Below are 23,672 nucleotides of genomic sequence, written 5' to 3'. Positions count from 1 at the left end.
TATGAGTTTTATCGCCATCATCCCGGCCCGGCTGGCTTCCAGCCGCCTGCCGAATAAACCTTTGGCAGACATAGGCGGCAAACCCATGGTGGTGCGCACGGCTGAACAGGCATTATTGTCTGGTGCCAGTGCCATCATGGTGGCTACGGACCATGCCGATATCGTCGCTGCATGCAAGGCCCATGGTGTGCCAGTGTGCATGACGCGGGCAGATCACCCGTCTGGTACTGACCGCATTGCTGAAGTCGCTGCCAGTATGAACCTGGCTGATGATGCTGTCATCGTCAATGTGCAGGGCGATGAACCCTTGATAGCGCCGGCACTGATCGCTGCCACGGCGGCACTGGTGAATGCCGATGTTCCCATGGCGACTGCAGCTCACCCTATCCATGCAGTAGAAGATGGCTTTAATCCCAATGTCGTCAAGGTGGTATTAGACAAACATGGTCGCGCCCTGTATTTCTCGCGTGCCACCATCCCCTGGCACAGGGATGGATTTGCTGATAGTCGTGAACAGTTCCCGCCAGCCTATACACCTTTGCGTCATATAGGTTTGTATGCCTACCGCAACGATTTTTTAAAAAAATATCCACAATTGGCTGTTTCTCCATTGGAACAAATTGAAGCTCTGGAGCAATTACGGGTTTTATGGCATGGCCATGCGATTGCCGTACATGTGACTGACTCCAGCCCTGCACCAGGGGTGGATACGGCAGAGGATCTGGAACGTGTCCGGCAGTTTTTTATGGATAAGAAATAAAAAAATACGGAACTTGCCCATGTTTTCGTGGCAAAGCATCAAGAATTACGAAAATTGTGGTAAGTTTCGTGAAAAGAAACTGTGTTATCAAGCTAAAAGAAGAAAAGCAAAAAGCGCTGTGCCTGCAATGAAACTACTGCTGGGCATGTTTTGATAATACAAGCACAAAAAATTCAAACTCGTCTTAGGAAATTTAACATGCGTCTTATTTTGTTGGGAGCGCCGGGTGCCGGCAAGGGTACACAAGCCAATTACATCAAAGAAAAATACAATATTCCTCAAATCTCTACCGGTGACATGTTGCGTGCGGCGATCGCTGCAGGTACAGCTCTGGGTCTGGAAGCAAAAAAAGTCATGGATACTGGTGGACTGGTATCAGATGACATCATCATCGGTCTTGTCAAAGACAGGTTGACTCAGCCTGATTGCGCCAATGGTTATTTGTTCGACGGTTTTCCACGCACGACGCCACAAGCAGATGCGATGAAGGATGCTGGCGTGACGATAGACTATGTACTGGAAATCAATGTGCCGGATGAAGCCATTATCGACCGCATGAGTGGTCGCCGCGTACACCCTGGTTCTGGCCGTACTTACCATGTCAAATTCAATCCACCAAAAGTCGAAGGCAAGGATGATGTGACTGGTGAAGAACTGGTGCAACGACCTGACGATAAGGAAGAAACTGTCAAGAAGCGTTTGTCTGTGTATCACGAACAAACTGAAATCCTATTGTCTTACTATGGCGACTGGGCCAAGTCTGGCAAGCCAGGTGCTCCCAAGTATCGCAAGATCGCAGGCGTCGGACCGGTAGAGTCCATCCGCGACAGCGCATTTGCGGCGCTGTCCGAATAAGTAAGTAAAAAGCGGACTGCATCGTCCGCTTTTTTTATAGCTAAGTACGGCTAAGCCTCAGCCAGTTTCTCCAAAAATATGGGCTACGTAAAAGTTTCGCAGTGTGCAGGATTCATTTTTGTCATTTGGTGCAAAGCAGTCTGGTACTGAAGTCTGGAAAATGAAAAATTGTCGTTGTTTCACTTTGTCGTTAAAAAAATGCATGCGCCCACAAGGCCAACATGCCTATAACATTGGAGGAGTCAACATGACAGCAAGTCTTTGGTTTGTCATCGCATGTGGAGTCATAGCCGTCGTATATGGTTTGATATCGCGTAGCTGGATCTTGAAGCAGGATGCCGGTAATGCGCGTATGCAGGAAATTGCCGCCGCCATTCAGCAAGGCGCAGCCGCCTATCTGGCGCGCCAGTACCGCACTATCGCCATCGTCGGCGTGGTGTTATTTGTTGTTGTAGCCGCCATACCGGGCCTGGGCTTGATCACCGCCATAGGCTTTTTGATCGGTGCGGTTCTATCCGGTGCCTGTGGTTTCATAGGCATGAATGTTTCGGTCAGGGCTAATGTCAGGACTGCACAGGCAGCAACCAAGGGCATGAATGAAGCGCTGGATGTGGCTTTCCGTGGTGGTGCCATCACTGGCATGCTTGTCGTTGGCCTGGGTTTGCTGGGTGTGACTATCTTTTACTGGGTACTGGTTTGCAATGCTGCCGGCAGTACTTTGACACAACATGATGTCATCAAGCCTCTGATAGGCCTGGCCTTTGGTGCCTCGCTGATTTCCATCTTCGCCCGCCTTGGTGGCGGTATCTTTACCAAGGGTGCTGACGTCGGCGCTGACTTAGTTGGTAAAGTCGAAGCTGGTATCCCGGAAGATGACCCGCGTAACCCTGCCGTGATTGCCGACAATGTTGGTGACAATGTGGGTGATTGCGCTGGTATGGCGGCAGATTTGTTTGAAACTTATGTGGTGACCCTGATCGCCACCATGTTGCTGGGTGCGCTGGTGATCACCAGCAATGTCACTGAAGCCATCGTTTATCCACTCTTGCTTGGTGCGGTTTCCATCCTCGCTTCCATCGTTGGTTGTTCCATGGTGAAAGCCAAGCCCGGCAAGAAAATCATGTCAGCCCTGTACACAGGTTTGTGGTGGGCAGCTGGCTTATCATTGATAGGTTTCGCATTCGTCACCTGGCATGTCTGGGCTGACGAAGCCATGCGCATGAAGATGATGGGCTCTGCTCTGGTCGGTATCGTGCTCACTGGCCTGATGGTGTATATCACTGAGTATTACACCGGCACAGACTTCAAACCCGTGCAGCATGTCGCGCAGGCATCGACTACGGGTCATGGCACCAACATCATTGCTGGTCTGGGTGTATCGATGAAATCAACCGCCTGGCCCGTGCTGGCTGTGTGTGCATCCATCCTAGTGTCTTATCATCTTGCTGGTTTGTATGGTATCGCGATTGCGGCAACTTCCATGTTGTCCATGGCTGGCATTATCGTGGCCCTGGATGCTTATGGCCCGATTACGGACAATGCCGGTGGTATTGCCGAGATGTCAGAAATGCCAGCTTCTGTGCGCGCCATTACTGATCCACTGGATGCCGTCGGCAATACTACCAAGGCAGTGACCAAGGGTTATGCAATTGGCTCGGCTGGTCTGGCTGCGTTGGTGCTGTTTGCTGATTACACCCATGCGCTGGATTCTGTCGGCAAGAGCACTTCGTTTGATTTGTCCAATCCGCAAGTCATCGTCGGCCTGTTTATCGGTGGTTTGATTCCTTACCTGTTTGGTGCCATGGCAATGGAAGCAGTAGGGCGTGCTGCCGGTGCTGTGGTGGTAGAAGTGCGCCGCCAGTTCAAGGAAATCAAGGGCATCATGGATGGCACAGGTAAGCCTGAGTATGACAAGGCTGTCGATATGCTGACCACATCTGCCATCAAGGAAATGATTATTCCTTCGCTATTGCCTGTCATCGTGCCCATCCTGGTTGGCTTGTTGCTGGGGCCTGCTGCACTGGGTGGTTTGTTGATGGGGACGATTGTGACGGGCTTGTTTGTTGCCATCTCCATGACTACCGGTGGTGGGGCCTGGGACAATGCCAAGAAGTATATAGAAGATGGTCATTTTGGTGGCAAGGGCTCGGAAGCGCATAAGGCTGCCGTGACGGGTGACACGGTTGGTGATCCTTACAAGGACACAGCTGGCCCTGCAGTCAATCCGCTGATCAAGATCATTAATATTGTGGCACTGTTGCTGGTGCCTTTATTACCTGCAACGGGAACGACAAGCAGTGCGCCCAGCCACGCCAGCCCGCCTGCGCAAATGGCAGCTCCTGCAGCTTCTGCTTCGGCCAGCGTAATGCCTCCTGTCACTGCACCTGCTATGTCTGCTGTATCTGCATCAGTGTCAGCATCTGCTCCGGCCGAGGTACCACCACCTCCAGCCATGGCTGATCCTGCATCTGCTAGTAAATAAGCTTAAGCCTGCCGCATAAGCAGAGTGGCAGGGTAGCGAAAAAGTGGTGGCGAAAATATCGCCACCACTTTTTTATTTTTTGCCTGATGAAGAATATTCGTTACAATATGAAGATATGACGTTTACGTTAACGTAAGTTCAAGCGTAGTGATAAACCTCATTGCATACGTAAATGCACCAATAAATGCAATTCTCATAATTCGATTTACCTGGAGAGACAAACATGCAAATTCAAAATCATGTATTTATTATTACTGGCGGTGCTTCCGGCCTGGGCGCAGCTACGGCAAGAATGATCGTTGCCAATGGCGGCAAGGTCGTACTGGCCGACGTGCAGGTAGAAGCTGGCGAGGCACTGGCAACTGAGCTGGGTGGAAAGTTTGTCAAATGTGACGTGACTTCAGAAGCTGATGGCAAAGCCGTTGTCGAGGCAGCGGCTACTTTGGGTACTCTGCGTGGCCTGGTCAATTGCGCCGGTGTCGCACCAGCCATCAAGACGGTAGGCAAAGATGGCCCACATCCGTTGGATGTTTTCCAGCGCGTGGTCAATATCAATCTGATCGGTACTTTCAATATGTGTCGCCTGGCAGCAGATGCCATGGGCAAGACCGAAGCTGCTGAGCATGGTGAGCGCGGCGTCATCATCAATACCGCATCCGTCGCAGCATATGATGGCCAGATCGGCCAGGCAGCCTATGCTTCTTCCAAGGCAGCAGTGGTTGGCCTGACTTTGCCTATGGCACGTGATTTGTCACGCAGCGGCATTCGTGTCATGACGATAGCGCCTGGTATTTTTGAAACACCCATGCTCTTGGGCATGCCGCAAGAAGTGCAGGATGCTTTGGGCAAGATGGTGCCGTTTCCTCCGCGCCTGGGCAAGCCGGATGAATATGCGAATCTGGCCAAGGCGATTATTGAGAATGTGATGTTGAATGGGGAGACCATCCGCCTAGACGGCGCCATTCGCATGCAACCCAAATGAAACGTTGATAAAGCTACTGCGCGACGCAATTTTGAGCCTGCGATGCTCACCGTACTAAAGTACGGTTGCGCTTCTTAACTCAAACTTGCGCCGCTCGCTACGCTTTCTCAACGCTTCATGCGACAGCCGTGGGTAAAGAAGATAAAGCTACTACGCTTCAGTATGTTTAAGCATGGCTGTTGTATTTGCAGAGCATGATTTTTTCAGTGTGCCGTGCAGCATGACAAATTGCTGGGGGGCTACTACACTAGGGCAAATCTGTATTTGCCCTTTTTTTATGCCTACACAAATGAGCACTAACGCAGGAACGGGATTGATACTGACTGGTGGTGGGGCGCGTGCGGCCTATCAGGTGGGGGTGCTCAATGAAATCTCGACTATCCTCATTGATGCTGGCTGGCATCCGGCCAGTAATCCTTTTGGCATCATTTGTGGCACTTCAGCGGGGGCCATCAATGCTACTTCGCTGGCTTGTGGCGCAGATAATTTTAGTGATGCGCTGGGGCGCATGTTGCATATCTGGGAAAATTTTGAAGCCGCGCAAGTGTACCGGGCTGATTCGCTGGGCGTCATGCGTAGCGGCGCGCGCTGGTTGACGCTGTGGTCTTTTGGCTGGCTCTTGAATAAATGGCGCAAGGCTCCACCGAACTCTTTGTTGGATAATTCCCCACTGGAAGCCTTATTGAATCGCATGCTGGACCTGGGCAGTCTGGATGCAGCTTTCAGCAATGGCAGCTTGCATGCACTGGCGGTGACTGCTTCTTCATATACTGCTGGCCAGCATCTGACTTTTTATCAAACCCTGGCTGATATTGAACCCTGGGTGCGGAGCCAGCGTTTGGCACAGCGCGATTTTATCGGCGTCCAGCATTTACTGGCCTCGGCGGCGATCCCCTTTATTTTCCCTGCCGTGCCCTTGAATTGGGGCGGGCGCATGGAGTATTGTGGCGACGGTTCCATGCGTCAGTTGGCACCCATATCGCCCGCCATACACCTGGGGGCAAAAAAAGTGTTGATCGTCGGTGCTGGTCGTCTCAGCGAGCCGCCCAATGTCAGTACTGAGACTGCTCGTTACCCCAGCCTGGCACAAATTGCCGGTCATGCCTTGTCCAGTATCTTTCTTGATAGCCTGGCCGTGGATATAGAAAGGCTGATGCGCATCAATAAGACTTTGTCGATGTTGCCCCCCGAGTTGCTGGAAAAAACACCTTTGCGGCCAGTGGATCTCTTGGTGATTGCGCCTTCAGAAAGACTGGATGAAATTGCCAGCCGCCATACCAATAGCTTGCCTTTGCCAGTCCGCACCATGCTGGGTGGCATAGGTGCGACCGAGGCGCGTGGCTCGGCGCTGGCATCTTATCTCTTGTTTGAGTCCAGTTATACCAAGGAATTGATTGCGCTGGGCAGGCGCGACACCCAAGCCAAGAAAGAAGAGGTATTGAGCTTCTTCCGTGACCAGGGCCAGACTATCACCTGATTGTATTTATACGTCTAGACCCGGATAAAATGCGGGACGAATTGCATCTTGTGTATCATGGAAAAATCCGGGTTAAAGGGCGTCACCCAGGTTTCCAGTCCACGTGATTTACCTCAGGGGGCAGCAAGAGACGCCTGTACTTCTTTCAATTGCACCCTGGTCGGTATATTCTATCAAGGCCTGTGCCCTGGGCCTTACCCAGCGCTGCACTATCCAGATATCGGTAGCGCTACCGTCCCATGCTGCTCTTGCACTGAGTTCTATGATCAAATCATTTCAGTCCGCATGGGCGGTATAACTGTATCCTCAGATTAAACATCAGCTTAAGTCGCACTGTTGATAATAGCTATCGACAGACTCAAGAGCATGTGAACTAAGCGAATATCACGCTTGACGAAGTGGTTTATTTTTTTAGAGCAACTCATGCGATGCAAGATACTCACTTTGCAACTTATGGCTATATTGGTAACACAAGTGTGCGATCCTGAAGTGGCATGTTCTTTTTGTCAATTGCTATTTTGCAATATTTATATGAGTATTAAATTTAACAATTTAAATTGCACAAAGTGACACAAGTCCAATCTTGCAAGCAAGGCTTGCCTTGTGGCGCGTTCAACGCTTTGAAGTAGTAATATTTCTCCAGGGAAGTGCTAAAGTTCCATCTGTTGTTACAAGGGGTTGCCTCCTTGTAACAAGTGCAACAATGGTTGATTCATCATCGACAAACCGTTAATCTATGCCCTGTTTAAGCACGTGCGGATAGATGAAATAATGATAAATCCAACATTTTTTAAAAAATGGCTGGTTTTCCTGGCGCTTGCTTTATTGGCTGTAACTGGCTTTGCCAAAGACACTGCTGGTCCGTCTCAAGTTGCGCTGGCAGATTTACCCAAGGAAGCTCAGACGACGCTGAAACTCATCAAGCAAGGTGGGCCATTTCCTTATGACAAGGATGGCGTTGTGTTTGGCAATTATGAATCCAGATTGCCGAAGCAAAAGCGTGGTTACTATCATGAATATACGGTGAAAACACCACGTGCCCGTAATCGTGGTGTGCGTCGCATCATTGCCGGTGCAGACCCGCAGGCCTCAGGTGAATACTATTACACTGAAGATCACTACGAGAGTTTTCGCAGAATTAAAGAGTAAATAATTAAAGAGTAAATATGATCTCAGCAATCGAGGGGGAAATGGATTTATTGGCAACAGTGCCGTCAAATCTGGTGCAGTCCATACGGGCTTTTCGCGTGCAGGATTTGCAGGCTGAGGCGAACAAGCTTGGCCAGCATTTCCTGTATGCCTATTGTCTGGAAGCATTAACCAAACAGCAAGTCTTGGGCAAGATAGCCGTATCTTTTGGCTTCCCCAAACCTATGTGCAGGAATCTGGATGCCTTGTCTGATTGCTTGACAGACATGATTTATAAGGCAGGGCCACAACCAGGCTTTCTCATTGTGCTTGAGCAATTGCCAAATACGCAAAAATTTGACAAGGAAGCACGTGAGACTCTGCTGGATGTCTTCCGTGATGCAGCAGATTTCTGGGCAGAAAGAAAAGTTGCTTTCCGGGTGTTTTACTCCTTTGAATAGTCTTTTAATGGTATTTTAATAGCCTGTATAATAGGTGCCGGTAAGTAATTATCGGCATTTTTATTTGGGGCTAGACCCCTGTCGGCGGTACAATGCCGCCATGAAAAAGATTGTTATCCTCATTTCTGGTCGTGGCAGCAATATGCAAGCCATCGTTGAAACTGCTGCAAAACAGCAATGGCCTGCGCAAATTGCAGCCGTCATCAGTAACCGTGCTGATGCAGGTGGTCTGGAATATGCTGCCAGCCATGGCATACCTACGGCAGTAGTTGTCAGTAAGCAATTTGCCACGCGTGAAGCATTTGATGCCGCTTTGCAGGCAAAAATAGATGAATTTGCACCTGATCTGGTTGTCTTGGCTGGTTTCATGCGCATATTGACAGCTGGTTTTGTCGAGCACTATGCAGGCAGGATGTTGAATATCCATCCATCCCTGTTACCCAGCTTTGTTGGTTTGGCAACGCATCAGCAGGCAATTGACGCTGGTGTTAAAGTGCATGGCGTAACTGTGCATTTTGTCACTGCTGAGCTGGATCATGGCCCCATCGTCGCACAGGCTGTCGTGCCCGTGCTTGATAATGATACCGAAGACACGCTGTCGCACCGTGTACTTGAGCAGGAACATCAGATTTATCCACGTGCCGTATTGCAATTCGTCGAAGATAAATTGCATATAGACGGCAACCGTGTTCATATCAGTAACTGATAAGCCAAATAAGTGGCTTGATAAGAAGCCAGGTTAGCCAGTATCAGCAAGATCGTTTTAGCGGTCTTACATCCGCATTACATAGTAAAAAATCATAGCAAAAATAGTAACAAGGCCCGTCCGGGCCATATCAGCATATTAGAAGGAAGCAGCATGAGATTACCTCCAGCCATACTCGTCAATACCGAAGAAGTATTACGTGAGATTTTGCGTTTTACCGGCCCGGCAGATGGCACTTTGTCGCGTTATTTCCGTGACCACCCACGCCTGGGCTCACGTGAACGTGGCGTAGTTGCGGAGGCTGTTTATGGCTTGCTGCGCAATAAAGCGGTGTACACCAATTTCTCTGAGTCCGGCATAGGTTCACCCATGCGCCGCCTGAGCCTGCTGGGTCTGGCTGATGCGGTGGGTGTCGATGCCCTCGGTGGCTTGACGGAAGACGAAACTGCCTGGTTGCAACGTGTCATGGAAATTGATCGCACCCACCTGCCTTTGATGATGAAGGCCAATTTGCCTGAATGGCTGTGGACCAAGTTGCTGCAAAGTTTTGGTGAAGAAGAGGCGCTCAAGCTGGCCATGTCTCTCAACACTCCTGCGCCATTGGATTTACGTGTTAACACCATCAAGGGTGATCGCGAAACCGTCATCACCACACTGGCACAAGCGCCTATCATAGCCGAACCTACACCGTACTCCAGCACGGGTTTGCGTGTACGTAAAAAACCATCTATCCAGAACCTGCCTTTGTTTAAAGACGGCACGATAGAAGTGCAGGATGAAGGCAGTCAATTGCTGGCCCAACTGGTTGGTGCCAAGCGCGGTGAAATGGTGGCCGATTTCTGTGCCGGTGCAGGTGGCAAGACGCTGGCACTGGGCGCATTGATGCGCAATACAGGCCGTTTGTACGCTTTTGATATTTCTGAAAAACGCCTGGCTAAACTGAAGCCTCGCATGGCACGTAGTGGTTTGTCGAATGTCCATCCGGTCGTCATCGCCCATGAAAAAGATGCCAAGATCAAACGCCTGGCAGGCAAGCTTGATCGTGTGCTGGTCGATGCACCTTGTAGTGGTTTGGGCACCTTGCGCCGCAATCCTGACGTCAAATGGCGTCAGACACCAGAAGGTGTAGCAGAGTTGAATGTCAAGCAGGCATCCATACTGGCTAGTGCTGCGCGCATGGTCAAGCCAGGTGGACGTCTGGTCTACGCCACTTGCAGTATTCTCGATGAAGAAAATGAAGGCATAGTGCAAGCTTTCCTGGCTGAACATGCTGATTATGCGCTGGTGCCAGCTTCGCAAGTATTGGCTGAACAAAAAGTGGATCTGGAAATGGGTGATTATCTGAAGCTTTATCCGCATCTGCACCAGACTGATGGTTTCTTTGCAGCGATACTGGAGCGTAAAAAGGCACCAGCTAAAGTTGCTCCAGAACCTGAAGCGGCTGAAGCGGCTGAAGTGGCTGAGGATGCCTGAGTGACTTGCCTGCCCCAGCACCATTTTCATCATTCTTATTTTTTGTGACGCACCATGAGTACGCCTTTGCTTGCCAGTTTATTGTCTGACTTATCGCATGATGTAGGCCAGTCTGACTTTTACTGGCAAGTGGCGGCGGTCATCTTGTGCTTTGCGCTGGCCTGGGTGGTGTCACGCCTGCTCAGGCGCAGCTTTACTGCCAAGGAGACTGATACTGGTGTAGTCAAGCTGGGAGTGGAAAGTTTTACCCGTGTACTCTCGCCAGCCCTGGCGATGATTTTTATCCTGATTGCTAAAATGATTTTAGGCAAATGGCAGCATACGCATTTGCTGTCCCTGCTATTTCCCATCATTGGTTCGCTGGCCCTGATACGCTTTGCTTTTTATGTCGTGCGCCAGACCTTTGCCCGTGATGGCTATATAGGTAACTTCCTGGCTGTATTTGAGAAACTGTTTGCTGGCCTGGTCTGGCTAGGTGTGGTCTTGCATTTCACAGGCCTGGGGCAAGAGTTGTTTTCGTCTCTGGATGATGTTGCTTTACCCTTGGGTAAAAACAAGGTTTCCATCCTGACCATCTTGCAGGCAGTTGCTTCTGTCGTTGTTACCCTGGTGGTGGCAATGTGGGCCAGCGCTGCTCTGGAAGCACGGCTGATGCTCTTGCCGAATGCACATAGCTCTCTCAAGGTGGTGTTGTCACGCGTGAGCAGGGCGGTATTTATCCTGTTGGCGATACTCATCAGCCTGACACTGGTTGGCATAGACTTGACGGTGTTATCTGTATTTGGTGGCGCCCTGGGTGTAGGCCTGGGTTTTGGCCTGCAAAAAATTACCAGCAGCTATGTATCCGGTTTCATTATCCTGCTGGACCGCAGCATGTCCATAGGTGACATGATTACAGTTGATAAATTCAGTGGACGGGTAACCCAGATCAATACCCGCTATACGGTATTGCAAGGTCAGGATGGTGGTGAATCTGTAATTCCTAATGAAATGCTGGTTTCTAGTCCTGTGCAAAATTATTCCTTGAGTGACAGAACCGTAGCAATGTGGACTGACATGACGGTGGGCTATGAAACCGACCTGGGACATATCATGCCCATTTTGGGAGCTGCCGCTGCCACTGTGGAGCGCGTCTGTAAAGATCCTGCACCATCTGCCTATTTAATGAAATTTGGTGCAGATGGTTTTGAGTTGCGGGTAGGCTTCTGGATTAGTGATCCTGAGAATGGACGCTCCGGCGTGATGTCAGCCGTGAATCTTGCCTTGTGGCAGGTTTTGCACGAGCATCAGGTGAATCTGCCTTACGGTCAGAGGGTTGTGACCATAATTAACAGTCCCGCTAAAGAAACTTGAGGCATGGCAATAATTTTAGTTCTAAAATTGGTGGGAATCCTCTAAAGCGGCGTACAATGCCGTCCCATGTCTATAATGAATAAAGTTGATCGCATTTTTGCGAAATCAACCCAGATGTCGTCAATAACAATGGAGTACATGTCATTTTGAGCACTTTTATCGATACTGTCGCCGACTTCCTGTCTAATGGTCTGACGCGTGCCACGGGCTGGCAGGTCTTTATTTTCACTATGGTCGTGACGCATATCACGATTGCCAGTGTGACTATCTTTCTGCATCGCTGTCAGGCACATCGCGCCCTGGAATTGCACGCCATACCCAGCCATTTTTTCCGTTTCTGGTTGTGGTTGACGACTGGTCAGGTAACCAAGGAGTGGGCCGCCATCCACCGCAAACACCATGCCAAATGCGAAACTGAAGAAGATCCGCATAGCCCGGTGACGCGTGGTATCAAAAAAGTCTTGTTCGAAGGCGCAGAGCTGTATCGTGCCGAATGTAAGAACCTGGAGACCATGGAAAAATATGGTCATGGCACGCCGGACGACTGGATGGAGCGTAATATTTATACCCGCTTCAGCTGGCAGGGTGTGGCACTGATGCTGATTATTGACCTCATGTTATTTGGCGTGATTGGTGCAACAGTCTGGGCAGTGCAAATGGCATGGATACCCGTGACTGCTGCTGGCATTATTAATGGCATAGGACACTACTGGGGTTATCGCAATTATGATTGTGTTGATGCCTCACGTAATATCTTGCCTATCGGTATTTTGATTGGTGGCGAAGAGCTGCATAATAACCATCACACCTTTGGCACCTCGGCCAAGCTGTCATCCAAATGGTATGAGTTTGATATAGGCTGGATGTATATACGCGGCATGGAGATCGTTGGTCTGGCCAAGGTCAAGAAAGTAGCGCCAGAACCCAAGTTCAAGGAAACCAAGGCTGTCGTGGATCTGGAAACCCTGCAGGCAGTAATCACTAATCGTTACGACGTGATGGCAAAATATACCAAATCCTTGCGCCGCACCTGGCGTGATGAAGTAGCAAACTTGCGTGAAAAAGCCATGTTTGAAGCCCAAATGCTGAAATCCACGAAAAAGCTGTTGCAACGTGAGCCCACCAAGCTCGAAGCCCCGCAACAACAGCAATTGTCTGAAGTGCTGGCTCATAGCCGCGCCCTGAAGACCATGCATGACATGCGTGTGGAGCTGGGCTTGATCTGGGAGCGTTCTACCGTCAGCCGCGAACAACTGGTGCAGCAATTGCAGGACTGGTGCGTACGCGCAGAAGCGTCTGGCATCCAGACTTTGCGTGAATTCTCTTTGAGATTGCGCACCTACGCTTAAGTCTTTTGCTTCTTCAAAAAACGGCGCTGATGCGCCGTTTTTTATTTTTGGAGTCGTTATGCAGCGCTTATTGTATGAGGTGGTCAGCTGCCTGTGTCCATTGGGGGCTTATTCAGCATGCGCCTGGAGGCGATCAATGCCTCTTGTATGCCGCCCTCCTTGATCTGTATGCATCATGAGCATCTATCGGCAACTGCTCAGATACCTTCAGGGCGACCATAGTCTGTTGGCCCATGTGAATAGAGGTGGATGCTGTCTTTGCTTGCGCTTCATCAAGAGTAAAAGGACACTGTGTTTTATCACTACTTACCGAACAAATAAAAAAACCCTGCAATGCAGGGTTTTTTATTTCTACAAAACTTAAATCTGAATTACTTGATTTTGGTTTCTTTGTAGATGACGTGCTTACGTGCTTTAGGATCGAACTTCATGATCTCCATTTTTTCAGGCATAGTGCGCTTGTTTTTGGAGGTTGTGTAGAAGTGACCTGTACCAGCAGTCGATTCCAGCTTGATTTTGTCGCGACCAGATTTAGCCATGATATTTTCCTAACAATAGTTTAGCTTAAACTTTTTCGCCGCGAGCACGCATGTCAGTCAAAACGGCATCGATGCCGATTTTGTCAATGACGCGCAGACCAGCATTGGACAAACGCAGAGAAACCCAACGGTTTTCTGATTCTACGAAAAAGCGACGATTTTGCAGATTAGGCAAAAAGCGGCGTTTTGTTTTGTTGTTAGCGTGGGATACATTGTTGCCAACCATTGGCCCCTTCCCAGTCACTTGGCAGACACGTGCCATGTTTAACTCCTTAGACGATTCCGAAATTGGAAAAATGCAAGTATAAACAAAATTCCATGAAATATCAACGACTTGCGAAAAACAACTGTGTCATTTTAAAAAAATTGATTTAACAATTCGATTTTCACGATTTTGTCGAGGCTTCCCCCGCAGGTAAACACTGGGAAAAGTCTGAAAAACGCAGTCAGTGGCAATTTCGCCCGGTGTTGCAAAATCTCAGTTGTCAAAGTGAGCGGTGATTACATTAGTCCATGCTCTGCGAACGAGTACACGTTGGGGTTGGCGACGATGAAGTGGTCCAGTATGCGTATATCCACCAGTGCCAGTGCCTGTTTCAGGGTTTGTGTCAGGTTGATGTCGGCAGAGCTGGGTTCGCAGGAGCCTGAAGGGTGGTTGTGTGCCAGGATGATGGCGGCCGCATTTTGATGTAAAGCAGACTTCACCACTTCGCGCGGGTACACGCTTGCATGATTGAGTGTGCCCCGAAACAATTCTTCTGCCTTGATCAGACGGTTTTTGACATCCAGGAACAGGATGGCAAAAGATTCATGTGGCTTATTACCTATCATAAGCTGCAAATAGTTTTTCACTGCCTGAGGTGAGGACAAGGAGGCATTCTCCTGCAGTTCCTCAGAAATTGCACGTTTGGCCAACTCCAGCACTGCCTGCAATTGAGCATATTTGGCAGAGCCCAGCCCATGCACGGAAGAAAAATCCTTGATACTTGCTGCAAACAAGCCGGAAAGTGAGCCAAAGCGGGTGATCATGTCACGCCCTAGATCCACGGCACTCTTGCCTGTGACGCCCGTACGCAGGAAAACGGCCAGCAATTCGGCATCTGACAGGGCACTGGCCCCGTGTTTAATCAGTCTTTCCCTGGGCCGTTGATCTTCCGGCCATTCATTGATTGCCATCTAGGTTTTCTCCATAGAATTGTGTCCTTGTCTCTTAATAAGCAAAAGCTGGCTTACAATATCGGATTCTCAGCCTAAGCCCAGCTTTATATCATGTCTTCCAATGCAATCCCCACTGTGACACCCAATGCCTACCTGACCCTGCATTATCGCCTTGCGACGCTGGCTGGGGAGGATATACTCAGCACCTTCAACGAGCGCCCCGCCACGCTGCAACTGGGGACGGGGCAATTGGCACCTGAGCTGGAAATATCTTTGCTGGGCCTGGAAGAGGGCTCTCATACTACCCAGGAGCTGGCGCCTGAAAAAGCCTTTGGCCCACGCAATCCGGATTTGATACAAAGAGTGTCGCTGGCTACACTAAAAGAAAACTCGGCTTTTGGCGAGCAATATGTGATTGGTGACCTGGTCGAATTTGCCGCGCCTGCGGGTGGAAAGTTTGCAGGCATCTTGCGCGCAATCGACGACGAAGGCGCCTTGTTTGACTTTAATCATCCTTTGGCCGGGCAGACTGTGCTGTTTGAAACAAAAATTATCGGGATTCTTTAATCAAAGCTTATGGACAAAGAAATCTTATTAGCCCAGCCACGCGGTTTTTGCGCTGGAGTCGACCGCGCCATCGAAATCGTTGAGCGCGCTTTGCAACAATTCGGTGCGCCGATTTATGTCAGGCATGAAATCGTGCATAACGCCTATGTTGTGAATGACCTGAAAACCAAGGGCGCGATTTTTATTGAAGAACTGGAAGATGTCCCACCAGGGAACACTCTGATATTTTCTGCGCACGGGGTTTCACAAAGTGTGCGCCAGGATGCTGAAGCCCGCGGCTTGACGATTTTTGATGCGACCTGTCCGCTGGTGACCAAGGTGCATATAGAAGTCGCCAAGATGCGCAAGGAAGGCCGCGAAATCATCATGATAGGCCACCACGGACATCCTGAAGTCGAAGGCACGATGGGGCAGGCAGAAGAGGGTATGTATCTGGTGGAAACCGTGGCCGATGTCGCAAACCTGCAGGTTAAAAATGCAGATATGCTGGCCTTTGTGTCGCAAACGACTTTGTCGGTTGATGACACAGCAGAAATCATAATGGCTTTGAAAGCACGCTTTCCTTTAATTAGTGAACCCAAGAAGGGTGACATTTGTTACGCTACTACCAATCGCCAGGAAGCAGTGAAATTCATGGCACCGCAAGTTGATCTGGTGCTGGTGGTTGGTAGCCCGAATAGCTCAAACTCCAATCGCCTGCGTGAAGTCGCAGAAAAAAAAGGGGTGGCGGCGTATATGGTGGACAATGCCAGCCAGATTAAACCTGAATGGCTGGAAAACCGTATGCGTATTGGTGTCACTGCTGGTGCTTCTGCACCAGAAGTGCTGGTGCAGGAAGTGATCAGCAGCTTGCGCCAACTGGGCGCACGCAGTGTACGCGCCCTTGATGGTGTGGAAGAAGCCGTGACTTTTCCCATGCCCAAGGGGCTTGCCGCACCGAAGATTTAAGGTTAGTTAACTCCTTTAGTAAATGAATTTGATTAAAAATTCGTTTTGGCTGTTGTTTTCGATATTTTATTTTGCAAATACGTGTTTAAGATTGCGGCACAATCAAGCTCGGTACTTGCCGGACTTGTCAAAACGTGTATGCTGGTAAGTGACGGTTGTGGAAAATACGTAGCTTGCGGTGGCTTTTTTACCACTGGAAGAACAAGCAAACTAGGTATAATCCCGCCGACTTTACTGGGATAACCTTTAAGTCAAAATATATTACAAAAACTTTTACCAAAAGTTGCTGAGGAGAGTACTACTATGTGTATCAATTACGCCATTATTGCTTCTACTTTGATGACGCGCCTGTTCGGATAGCGCGCGTTCGAATTCCGGCGGCACCCAAACCAGGGTGCCGCTTTTATTATCAGGAATGATTTTTGCTGAAACCTGCCTGCTGTTATCTGGCTTTATCGGATGGCAAGATGGCAAACAGTTCATCTCCTGTTTTTTCAGAAATTCGTTTCGTTCTTAAAGTGAGAAGCAAAATATGGATACCTTTATCCAACAAATTATTAACGGTCTGGTGCTGGGCAGCATGTATGCCTTGGTCGCTCTGGGTTACACCATGGTCTATGGTGTACTCAATCTGATTAACTTTGCGCATGGCGACGTACTGATGGTGGGTGCGATGGCTGGTCTGAGTATCATTAAAGGATTGCAAGTAATTGCACCTGATTTACCTGGCATCATCAAACTCATTATCGCGATTCTGGGCGCAGTCCCTGTCTGTATCGCGGTGAATGTCCTGATTGAACGTGTCGCCTACCGTCGACTGCGCAATGCGCCGCGACTGGCACCCTTGATCACGGCAATTGGTATCTCCATCCTGGTGCAGACTTTTGCCATGATGATCTGGGGCCGCAGTCCTATTTCCTTCCCTTCCGTGATGCCTTCCATTCCTGTGCAAATTGGTGGAGCCGTGATTTCCCAGACCCAGATTTTCTTGCTGATACTGGCGACACTGGCGATGGTAGGCTTGGTCTTGCTGGTTGAAAAAACCAAAATGGGCAGGGCTATGCGGGCAACAGCAGAAAATCCGCGTGTCGCTGGTCTGATGGGCGTTGATTCCAACAAGGTGATTGTTGCTACGTTTGCGATTGGTGCTGCACTGGCTGCTATCGCAGGTGTGATGTGGGCAGCCAATTACTCCTCCGCACAGTTTGCTATGGGTTTTGTACCTGGCCTGAAAGCCTTCTCGGCTGCGGTGCTGGGAGGTATCGGTAATATTTACGGTGCGATGGTAGGTGGTATCGTACTTGGTCTGATTGAAAGCCTGGGCGCCGGTTATATTGGTGATCTGACTGGCGGTATCCTCGGTAGTCATTATCAGGATATCTTCGCTTTCGTCGTTTTGATTATCGTACTGACCTTGCGTCCATCCGGCATCATGGGTGAGCGTGTTGCTGACCGTGCGTAAGGAGAAAATCAATGTCAACTATATTTGATGTAAAAGCCAATCCAACCAAGGCCTACACCAGCTTCGCGGTGTTGGGCATAGTCATGGTGTTGTTCCCTTTTGTGGCGTCTAATTTCGGTAATTCCTGGGTCAGGATTATTGACTTCGCGCTCTTGTATATCATGCTGGCGCTGGGTCTGAATATCGTGGTCGGTTTTGCCGGCTTGCTGGATCTGGGGTATATCGCGTTTTATGCAGTCGGGGCCTATCTGGCAGCGATTTTCGGGTCACAGCAATTTGCTGTCATCCTTGAATCCTTTGTCAATAATTATCCGGCCGTAGGGGAATTTTTGGTTGCTGTATGCGGACCAGAAATCACCAAAAATGGTATCCACCTTTCAGTCTGGATCATTGTGCCATTTGCGGCGGCGATCGCTGGTTTGTTCGGTGCTTTGCTGGGTGCACCTACACTGAAATTGCGTGGCGACTACCTGGCCATTGTGACTTTGGGTTTTGGTGAAATCATCCGTATCTTCATGAACAACATGAATGCACCGATCAACTTCACCAATGGCCCGCAAGGGATCAACCTGATCGACCCTATCCGTATCTTTGGTGTATCACTGAAAGGCGAAGAAGGCTCAAATGCGACTGTGCACTTCCTGGGGTTAAGCATGCCTTCGGTAAATGCCTATTACTTCCTGTTCTTGTTCTTGTGTATCGCGATTGTCATTGTTTCCCTGCGCTTGCAAGACTCTCGTCTGGGCCGTGCCTGGGTTGCGATACGTGAAGATGAAATTGCTGCCAAGGCCATGGGTATCAATACCCGTAATATCAAATTACTGGCCTTCTCCATGGGAGCTTCTTTCGGTGGCGTGTCTGGTGCGATGTTTGCGAGCTTCCAGGGTTTTGTGTCCCCGGAATCCTTCTCCTTGATGGAATCCATTGTGATTCTGGCGATGGTGGTATTGGGAGGCATTGGTCATATCCCCGGTGTCATTCTTGGCGCTGTTTTGTTGGCGGCCTTGCCTGAGGTATTGCGTCACGTGGTTGAACCAGTACAAAACCTGATCTTTGGAAAAATTTGGATAGAGGCTGAAGTATTGCGTCAATTGTTGTACGGCTTCGCCATGGTTGCCATCATGCTCAATCGTCCTGCCGGCCTGTGGCCAGCACCGAAGCATGAAGATCGTATGGCCAAGAATAACGAAGCGGCAGCATAAGGAAGATCAAGATGATTGAACAGACTATCTTAAAAATCGAAGGCGCCAATAAACGTTTTGGCGGCTTGCAGGCGCTGTCAAATGTCGGCATCAATATCAAGAAGGGCCAGATTTATGGCCTGATAGGTCCGAACGGCGCAGGCAAAACGACCTTCTTCAATGTCATTACTGGCTTGTATCAGCCTGATACCGGCACTTTTGAACTGGATGGCAAGCCTTACTCACCTTCGGCGCCGCATGAAGTGGCCAAGGCGGGTATTGCCAGGACTTTCCAGAACATCCGCTTGTTTGGTGAAATGACCGCTTTGGAAAATGTCATGGTAGGTCGGCATATCCGTACGCATCAGGGGGTTTTTGGTGCGGTATTTCGTCATCCGTCGGCACGCAGGGAAGAGCTGGACATCCGCAAGCGCGCGCAAGAGCTGCTGGATTTTGTTGGTATAGGGCAATTTGCAGACCGTACCTCCAAGTTCCTGTCTTATGGTGATCAACGTCGCCTGGAAATCGCCCGTGCACTGGCAACTGATCCTAAATTGCTGGCACTGGATGAACCTGCTGCCGGTATGAATGCGACTGAAAAACTCGCTCTGCGCGAATTATTGGTCAAGATCAAGGCCGAAGGAAAAACCATTTTACTCATCGAGCATGACGTCAAATTGATGATGGGATTATGTGACAGGATGACTGTTCTGGATTACGGCAAGCCAATTGCAGAAGGCTTGCCAGCAGACATACAGAAAAATCCGGCAGTTATCGAAGCGTATTTGGGAGGTGGTCACTAATGGCTGAGAACGTATTAAAGATAAGCAATCTGAAAGTTGCTTACGGCGGCATCAAGGCCGTTAAAGGAATCGACCTGGAAGTCAATAAGGGTGAATTGATCACCTTGATCGGTGCCAATGGTGCAGGCAAGACCACGACACTGAAAGCCATTACTGGCACCCTACCTGCCTGCAAGGTAGAAGGTGAAATTGTGTACATGGGTGCTTCCATCCGTAATGTCAATTCTTTTGAAATGGTCAAAAACCATCTGGCCATGGTGCCAGAGGGACGCGGAGTTTTCACGCGCATGACGATTCTGGAAAACCTGATGATGGGTGCCTATATCCGCAATGATAAAGAGGCTATCAATGCCGATATAGAAAAATGGTTCTCCATTTTTCCACGTTTGAAAGAGCGTGCCGCGCAACTGGCAGGAACCTTGTCTGGTGGTGAGCAACAGATGCTGGCGATGGCACGCGCCTTGATGAGTCATCCTAATCTGCTGTTGCTGGACGAACCGTCGATGGGCTTGTCGCCTATCATGGTGGAAAAGATTTTTGAAGTAGTGCGTAATGTGTCAGCTCAGGGTATTACCATCCTGCTGGTCGAGCAAAACGCCAAGCTGGCTTTGCAGGCGGCCCACCGCGGCTATGTGATGGATTCCGGTTCCATTACCATGAGCGGCAATGCCAAAGACATGCTGAATGATCCTAAAGTCCAGGCAGCTTATCTGGGTGAAGGTTAATGCGATGATGAAGTAAGGTAAGCCTGGTGCGCAGCAAGTCTGTGATCAGGCATTTTAAATACCTGCAAGTAATTGCAGGTATTTTTTTTCTTATTTTTTTGTGAATGAAAAATAAAGCCGCTTATGTCATTTACAATTAGAGTGGCAAAGAAAGTGCAAACTACCCAGTGAATATATCTAGCGAGGAGTATGCCGATGTCAATTCAGTTCAGCCGCTTGTTCCGTTTTTGCCATCCTCGCTACCTTTCCATATTGAGTTGCCTGGTTTTTTGTGGCTTGCTGCTTTCTTGTGCATCTGCTCCCAGACCAGATTTGTCGCGCTTATACAGGCTGGGCGATCAGGCTGTCGATAATACGCCTGTCATTCTTATACCAGGTTTGTTCGGCTCGAAACTGCGCAGTCGTTCGACCGGCAAAGAAGTCTGGCCAGGTTCTGCAAGTGATATATTATTTGGTGACTACGGGCATCTGGCCCTGCATTTTGACCCGCAAACTTTGCAGGTCTTACCCGATGATCTCGAGGCATTTGATCTTGCTGACCGGGTGCTTGGGCAAGATATTTACGGTCCCATCATTACCACGCTGGAGAAATTTGCAGGATATGTCAAAGGCGTTCCTGGAACAGCCGTACGCAAGGGGGAGCGTCGCTACTATTTATTTCCATATGATTTCCGCCAAGATAACAGCCTTCATGCCGTTGCCCTGGAAGCCTTGATTGATCAGGTGCGGCGTGATTATGGCAATCCCCAGTTACGTGTGGATCTGGTCGCGCACAGCATGGGTGGCTTGGTTGCCCGTTATTATTTGCGCTATGGTGTCGCCGATGTTTTGAATGGTGAGCATGAGCAAGTGACGCTGTATGGGACGACGCGCGTACGCAAGCTGGTATTGTTGGGGACCCCCAATCTGGGCTCAGCTTCTTCACTGCATGCATTCTTAAGCGGTGAGCCAGTAGGCTTTGGGCGCATATTGCCAGAAGTGCTGGCAACCATGCCTAGTGGCTATCAGTTATTTCCTCATCCCCTGGTGAGTTGGCTGATTGATGCGGATGGCAATATTCTTGGGGATAATTTATTTGACGTGGCGACCTGGCAGCGCTATCGCTGGAGTTTGTTCAATCCTGAAATTCAAGCAAGAGTGCAAGCAAAGGGAGCCTCCATGTCCGGCTTGGCCCTGGCCGATTTGCAACGTTTCTTTATCTATAGACTGGAGCGGGCGCGTCGTTTCATGTGGGCCCTGTCCACGCCGGAACCGGAGACGCCCATACGCTATGTCTTGTTTGGCGGTGATTGTAGCCTGACGCCCGCCCGCCTGATGCTGGAAAAAGAAGAGGGACAATTATTAACCAGATTGGATCCTGCACATATACGCAAGCCGGTCGCCGGTGTACGTTATGCAGAGCTGATGCTGGAACCGGGTGATGGTCGCGTTACCAAACCTTCTTTATTGGCCAGAGAAACCCTGGACCCATCTGCAGAGCAAAGTGAAGACAGCTTCATTCCTATCGCCTACTGGTTTTTTCTATGTGAGAACCATGTGCAATTGACGAATAACATCAATTTTCAAGACAATCTCTTGAATGTATTACTGACCCGGTCTTTACCTTGGGAGATATCACCCAAGCAAATGTCGCCTTGAAAATGATGTAATTTTACTAGGTCACCTCAATCAATCGGGCATAAAATAGTGTGTTATTTCATTGCGCGAATATTTAATTTCATAGGTAAAACCTCATGCAAATGAGTATCTTAATGTAAGTATTTGCTTGTTTGTTGCAAGCATATGTTTCCAAGCTTGACCTTGATGTGAGTCAACAGTTATACCCTTTGTTTTTAAGTAGTTTGACTAAAATAACAAAGGAAACGCGCATGGGGATTTTACAAAAATTAAATGTAGCAATCGGTAAAGAGGCTGCTGTAGCGGCACCAGGATATAGCCGCTGGCTGATGGCAGCAGCAGCCTTGTTGATACACTTTCCATTAGGCCAGGCCTATGGTTTCTCGGTGTTCAATGGTCCCTTGGTTAAAGTGTTGGGGTCCAGCCTGACCAGCGTAGGCTGGATTTTTTCTGCTGCCATCATCTTCCTGGGCTTGTCTGCAGCGATATTTGGCAAATGGGTAGAAAGAGTCGGGCCACGCAAAGCCATGCTGGCTTCAGCCTTATGTTTTTTTGTTGGCTTCCTGGTTTCTGCTTTGGGCGTGGTCGCAGCCTCCTTGCCTATCGTCATTCTTGGTTATGGTGTGATAGGTGGTACGGGTCTGGGTATAGGCTATATCTCGCCAGTGTCAACCCTGATCAAGTGGTTCCCGGACAAGCGTGGCATGGCGACTGGCCTGGCCATCATGGGCTTTGGTGGTGGGGCTTTGGTTGGTTCACCATTGGCCGTGAATCTGATGAAGTATTTCAGTGAAGGTTCGTTGTATGGAGGCATTCCGGCAACCTTTGTGACGATGGCCGTGGTGTATCTGTGCTTCCAGCTAGCAGCTGTCAGCATTGCCCGTCTGCCTTTCCCTGGTTATTTGCCAGCAGGCTGGGTACCCAGCAAGACGGAAGCTGATCACATCGCTTCTCAGGGGGCAGATGATTTTTCCGTTGCACAAGCCATACGCAAACCGCAGTTCTGGTTATTGTGGGGCATACTTTTGTTGAACGTGTCCGCTGGTATAGGTATTCTGGGCCAGGCTTCATTGATGGCACAAAAGATGGTGGGTATTTCTCCGGCAGCTGCGGCAGGTTTTGTTGGCTTGCTATCGCTGTGTAATATGGCAGGTCGTTTTATCTGGTCCAGTTTTTCTGACAAGATAGGTCGCAAGTGGGCTTATGCCATGTATTCCGGTGTTGGTGCGCTGGCATACTGGGCGATTCCAGGTGCGGCGGCGGCTGGCAATATGCTCTTGTTTGTGGCCTTGTTTGCGCTGGTTATGAGTTTTTATGGTGCGGGTTTTGCGACCATACCTGCTTATCTGGCGGATATGTTTGGCAAAAAAGAAGTGGGCGCCATACATGGCCGCCTGCTGACTGCGTGGTCCATGGCGGGCGTCATCGGTCCTTTGGTGGTGAATGCAGGTCGCGATTATCTGGTCAAGAACCAGGGGCTGGCTGATGCAGCTGCCTATTCGACGGTGGTGTATATCCTGGGTGGTTTGCTGGTTGCCGAGTTTGCCTTGAATCTATTCGTCAAGGCACCGGAGTCAAATGCCAGCCTGGAAATGCCAGCACAACTGGCGACACAATAAAACCTCAGAAATCATCATTCTTACTGG

The 23,672-nt window shown here is 49.6% G+C and carries 22 protein-coding genes and 1 pseudogene; 19 read left to right on the top strand and 4 right to left on the bottom strand.

The features are described 5' to 3' along the window. Position 1: 1 nt before the first annotated feature. The 5 genes from kdsB to ACO0LC_RS12705 all read left to right on the top strand — a co-directional run bounded on the left by kdsB (position 2) and on the right by ACO0LC_RS12705 (position 6,556). Positions 2 to 760 (top strand): 3-deoxy-manno-octulosonate cytidylyltransferase, encoded by a 759-nt coding sequence (gene kdsB, locus ACO0LC_RS12725; protein WP_423003544.1) that lies wholly within the window; start codon positions 2 to 4, stop codon positions 758 to 760. Between the two features lie 198 nt (positions 761 to 958). Next, positions 959 to 1,615, top strand: coding sequence for an adenylate kinase (adk, locus tag ACO0LC_RS12720; RefSeq protein WP_423003542.1), 657 nt, complete (start codon positions 959 to 961; stop codon positions 1,613 to 1,615). 247 nt (positions 1,616 to 1,862) lie between these two features. Beyond that, the gene (locus ACO0LC_RS12715) at positions 1,863 to 4,097 is read left to right on the top strand and encodes a sodium-translocating pyrophosphatase (protein WP_423003540.1); all 2,235 of its coding nucleotides are present in this window, start codon (positions 1,863 to 1,865) and stop codon (positions 4,095 to 4,097) included. 223 nt (positions 4,098 to 4,320) lie between these two features. Beyond that, a complete protein-coding gene (locus tag ACO0LC_RS12710) occupies positions 4,321 to 5,079 on the top strand; it encodes a 3-hydroxyacyl-CoA dehydrogenase (protein WP_423003538.1) in 759 nt (252 codons plus the stop codon). A gap of 289 nt (positions 5,080 to 5,368) precedes the next feature. Further along, entirely contained in the window at positions 5,369 to 6,556 is a 1,188-nt protein-coding gene (locus tag ACO0LC_RS12705; RefSeq protein WP_423003536.1) for a patatin-like phospholipase family protein, read from the top strand. Between the two features lie 108 nt (positions 6,557 to 6,664). On the opposite strand, the gene ACO0LC_RS12700 is transcribed toward ACO0LC_RS12705, so the two are convergent. Continuing rightward, a complete protein-coding gene (locus ACO0LC_RS12700) occupies positions 6,665 to 6,826 on the bottom strand; it encodes a hypothetical protein (RefSeq protein ID WP_423003534.1) in 162 nt (53 codons plus the stop codon). Positions 6,827 to 7,330: 504 nt separating this feature from the next. Here ACO0LC_RS12700 and ACO0LC_RS12695 point away from each other — a divergent pair. The 6 genes and pseudogenes from ACO0LC_RS12695 (at position 7,331) to ACO0LC_RS12670 (ending at position 13,026) form a co-directional block, all read left to right on the top strand. After that, entirely contained in the window at positions 7,331 to 7,705 is a 375-nt protein-coding gene (locus ACO0LC_RS12695; RefSeq protein WP_423003614.1) for a ribonuclease domain-containing protein, read from the top strand. Between the two features lie 20 nt (positions 7,706 to 7,725). Beyond that, positions 7,726 to 8,145: pseudogene (locus ACO0LC_RS12690) on the top strand (barstar family protein); the annotation flags it as partial. Positions 8,146 to 8,245: 100 nt separating this feature from the next. Continuing rightward, positions 8,246 to 8,851, top strand: a complete 606-nt coding sequence (gene purN / locus ACO0LC_RS12685) for a phosphoribosylglycinamide formyltransferase (protein WP_423003532.1) — start codon at positions 8,246 to 8,248, stop codon at positions 8,849 to 8,851. Positions 8,852 to 9,004: 153 nt separating this feature from the next. Beyond that, positions 9,005 to 10,324: an RsmB/NOP family class I SAM-dependent RNA methyltransferase gene (locus tag ACO0LC_RS12680; protein WP_423003530.1), complete on the top strand. Its 1,320-nt coding sequence runs from the start codon at positions 9,005 to 9,007 to the stop codon at positions 10,322 to 10,324. A gap of 54 nt (positions 10,325 to 10,378) precedes the next feature. Then, positions 10,379 to 11,677: a mechanosensitive ion channel family protein gene (locus ACO0LC_RS12675; protein ID WP_423003528.1), complete on the top strand. Its 1,299-nt coding sequence runs from the start codon at positions 10,379 to 10,381 to the stop codon at positions 11,675 to 11,677. Between the two features lie 146 nt (positions 11,678 to 11,823). Further along, a complete protein-coding gene (locus ACO0LC_RS12670; protein WP_423003526.1) occupies positions 11,824 to 13,026 on the top strand; it encodes a DesA family fatty acid desaturase in 1,203 nt (400 codons plus the stop codon). Positions 13,027 to 13,397: 371 nt separating this feature from the next. Here the strand turns inward: ACO0LC_RS12670 and rpmG are convergent, their stop codons facing one another. The 3 genes from rpmG to radC all read right to left on the bottom strand — a co-directional run bounded on the left by rpmG (position 13,398) and on the right by radC (position 14,741). Further along, the gene (gene rpmG / locus ACO0LC_RS12665) at positions 13,398 to 13,565 is read right to left on the bottom strand and encodes a 50S ribosomal protein L33 (protein ID WP_110257750.1); all 168 of its coding nucleotides are present in this window, start codon (positions 13,563 to 13,565) and stop codon (positions 13,398 to 13,400) included. 25 nt (positions 13,566 to 13,590) lie between these two features. After that, positions 13,591 to 13,827: a 50S ribosomal protein L28 gene (rpmB, locus tag ACO0LC_RS12660; protein ID WP_110257749.1), complete on the bottom strand. Its 237-nt coding sequence runs from the start codon at positions 13,825 to 13,827 to the stop codon at positions 13,591 to 13,593. Between the two features lie 239 nt (positions 13,828 to 14,066). Beyond that, complete coding sequence (gene radC / locus ACO0LC_RS12655; RefSeq protein WP_423003524.1) at positions 14,067 to 14,741, bottom strand: RadC family protein; 675 nt, start codon at positions 14,739 to 14,741, stop codon at positions 14,067 to 14,069. Between the two features lie 93 nt (positions 14,742 to 14,834). Between radC and ACO0LC_RS12650 the strand changes: the two genes are divergently transcribed. The 8 genes from ACO0LC_RS12650 (at position 14,835) to ACO0LC_RS12615 (ending at position 23,645) form a co-directional block, all read left to right on the top strand. Then, positions 14,835 to 15,290 carry an FKBP-type peptidyl-prolyl cis-trans isomerase gene (locus ACO0LC_RS12650; RefSeq protein ID WP_423003522.1) on the top strand — a complete coding sequence of 152 codons (456 nt, stop codon included), beginning with the start codon at positions 14,835 to 14,837 and terminating at the stop codon, positions 15,288 to 15,290. 9 nt (positions 15,291 to 15,299) lie between these two features. Further along, on the top strand, positions 15,300 to 16,238 hold the full coding sequence (ispH, locus tag ACO0LC_RS12645; protein WP_423003520.1) for a 4-hydroxy-3-methylbut-2-enyl diphosphate reductase: 939 nt from the start codon (positions 15,300 to 15,302) through the stop codon (positions 16,236 to 16,238). A gap of 532 nt (positions 16,239 to 16,770) precedes the next feature. After that, on the top strand, positions 16,771 to 17,700 hold the full coding sequence (locus ACO0LC_RS12640; RefSeq protein ID WP_423003518.1) for a branched-chain amino acid ABC transporter permease: 930 nt from the start codon (positions 16,771 to 16,773) through the stop codon (positions 17,698 to 17,700). Positions 17,701 to 17,711: 11 nt separating this feature from the next. Next, positions 17,712 to 18,902 carry an ABC transporter permease subunit gene (locus tag ACO0LC_RS12635; RefSeq protein WP_423003516.1) on the top strand — a complete coding sequence of 397 codons (1,191 nt, stop codon included), beginning with the start codon at positions 17,712 to 17,714 and terminating at the stop codon, positions 18,900 to 18,902. An 11-nt stretch (positions 18,903 to 18,913) separates the two neighbouring features. After that, positions 18,914 to 19,684 (top strand): ABC transporter ATP-binding protein, encoded by a 771-nt coding sequence (locus tag ACO0LC_RS12630; protein WP_423003514.1) that lies wholly within the window; start codon positions 18,914 to 18,916, stop codon positions 19,682 to 19,684. Then, positions 19,684 to 20,409, top strand: coding sequence for an ABC transporter ATP-binding protein (locus ACO0LC_RS12625; protein WP_423003512.1), 726 nt, complete (start codon positions 19,684 to 19,686; stop codon positions 20,407 to 20,409). The genes ACO0LC_RS12630 and ACO0LC_RS12625 overlap by 1 nt, the downstream gene beginning before the upstream one ends. A gap of 195 nt (positions 20,410 to 20,604) precedes the next feature. Then, on the top strand, positions 20,605 to 22,047 hold the full coding sequence (locus tag ACO0LC_RS12620; RefSeq protein ID WP_423003510.1) for a lipase/acyltransferase domain-containing protein: 1,443 nt from the start codon (positions 20,605 to 20,607) through the stop codon (positions 22,045 to 22,047). Positions 22,048 to 22,277: 230 nt separating this feature from the next. Next, positions 22,278 to 23,645 (top strand): OFA family MFS transporter, encoded by a 1,368-nt coding sequence (locus ACO0LC_RS12615; protein ID WP_423003508.1) that lies wholly within the window; start codon positions 22,278 to 22,280, stop codon positions 23,643 to 23,645. Positions 23,646 to 23,672 lie beyond the last annotated feature (27 nt).

This window comes from Undibacterium sp. JH2W, from assembly GCF_049340425.1.
GTDB lineage: Bacteria > Pseudomonadota > Gammaproteobacteria > Burkholderiales > Burkholderiaceae_D > Undibacterium.
Note: the sequence above shows the minus strand (reverse complement) of the source record. Positions and strands in the feature narration are given on the sequence as shown.

Coding starts and splice junctions, on each gene's coding strand:
- kdsB (WP_423003544.1), top strand. CDS start 2: ATGAGTTTTATCGCCATCATCCCGGCCCGGCTGGCTTCCAGCCGCCTG.
- adk (WP_423003542.1), top strand. CDS start 959: ATGCGTCTTATTTTGTTGGGAGCGCCGGGTGCCGGCAAGGGTACACAA.
- ACO0LC_RS12715 (WP_423003540.1), top strand. CDS start 1,863: ATGACAGCAAGTCTTTGGTTTGTCATCGCATGTGGAGTCATAGCCGTC.
- ACO0LC_RS12710 (WP_423003538.1), top strand. CDS start 4,321: ATGCAAATTCAAAATCATGTATTTATTATTACTGGCGGTGCTTCCGGC.
- ACO0LC_RS12705 (WP_423003536.1), top strand. CDS start 5,369: ATGAGCACTAACGCAGGAACGGGATTGATACTGACTGGTGGTGGGGCG.
- purN (WP_423003532.1), top strand. CDS start 8,246: ATGAAAAAGATTGTTATCCTCATTTCTGGTCGTGGCAGCAATATGCAA.
- ACO0LC_RS12680 (WP_423003530.1), top strand. CDS start 9,005: ATGAGATTACCTCCAGCCATACTCGTCAATACCGAAGAAGTATTACGT.
- ACO0LC_RS12675 (WP_423003528.1), top strand. CDS start 10,379: ATGAGTACGCCTTTGCTTGCCAGTTTATTGTCTGACTTATCGCATGAT.
- rpmG (WP_110257750.1), bottom strand. CDS start 13,565: ATGGCTAAATCTGGTCGCGACAAAATCAAGCTGGAATCGACTGCTGGT.
- rpmB (WP_110257749.1), bottom strand. CDS start 13,827: ATGGCACGTGTCTGCCAAGTGACTGGGAAGGGGCCAATGGTTGGCAAC.
- radC (WP_423003524.1), bottom strand. CDS start 14,741: ATGGCAATCAATGAATGGCCGGAAGATCAACGGCCCAGGGAAAGACTG.
- ACO0LC_RS12650 (WP_423003522.1), top strand. CDS start 14,835: ATGTCTTCCAATGCAATCCCCACTGTGACACCCAATGCCTACCTGACC.
- ispH (WP_423003520.1), top strand. CDS start 15,300: ATGGACAAAGAAATCTTATTAGCCCAGCCACGCGGTTTTTGCGCTGGA.
- ACO0LC_RS12640 (WP_423003518.1), top strand. CDS start 16,771: ATGGATACCTTTATCCAACAAATTATTAACGGTCTGGTGCTGGGCAGC.
- ACO0LC_RS12635 (WP_423003516.1), top strand. CDS start 17,712: ATGTCAACTATATTTGATGTAAAAGCCAATCCAACCAAGGCCTACACC.
- ACO0LC_RS12630 (WP_423003514.1), top strand. CDS start 18,914: ATGATTGAACAGACTATCTTAAAAATCGAAGGCGCCAATAAACGTTTT.
- ACO0LC_RS12625 (WP_423003512.1), top strand. CDS start 19,684: ATGGCTGAGAACGTATTAAAGATAAGCAATCTGAAAGTTGCTTACGGC.
- ACO0LC_RS12620 (WP_423003510.1), top strand. CDS start 20,605: ATGTCAATTCAGTTCAGCCGCTTGTTCCGTTTTTGCCATCCTCGCTAC.
- ACO0LC_RS12615 (WP_423003508.1), top strand. CDS start 22,278: ATGGGGATTTTACAAAAATTAAATGTAGCAATCGGTAAAGAGGCTGCT.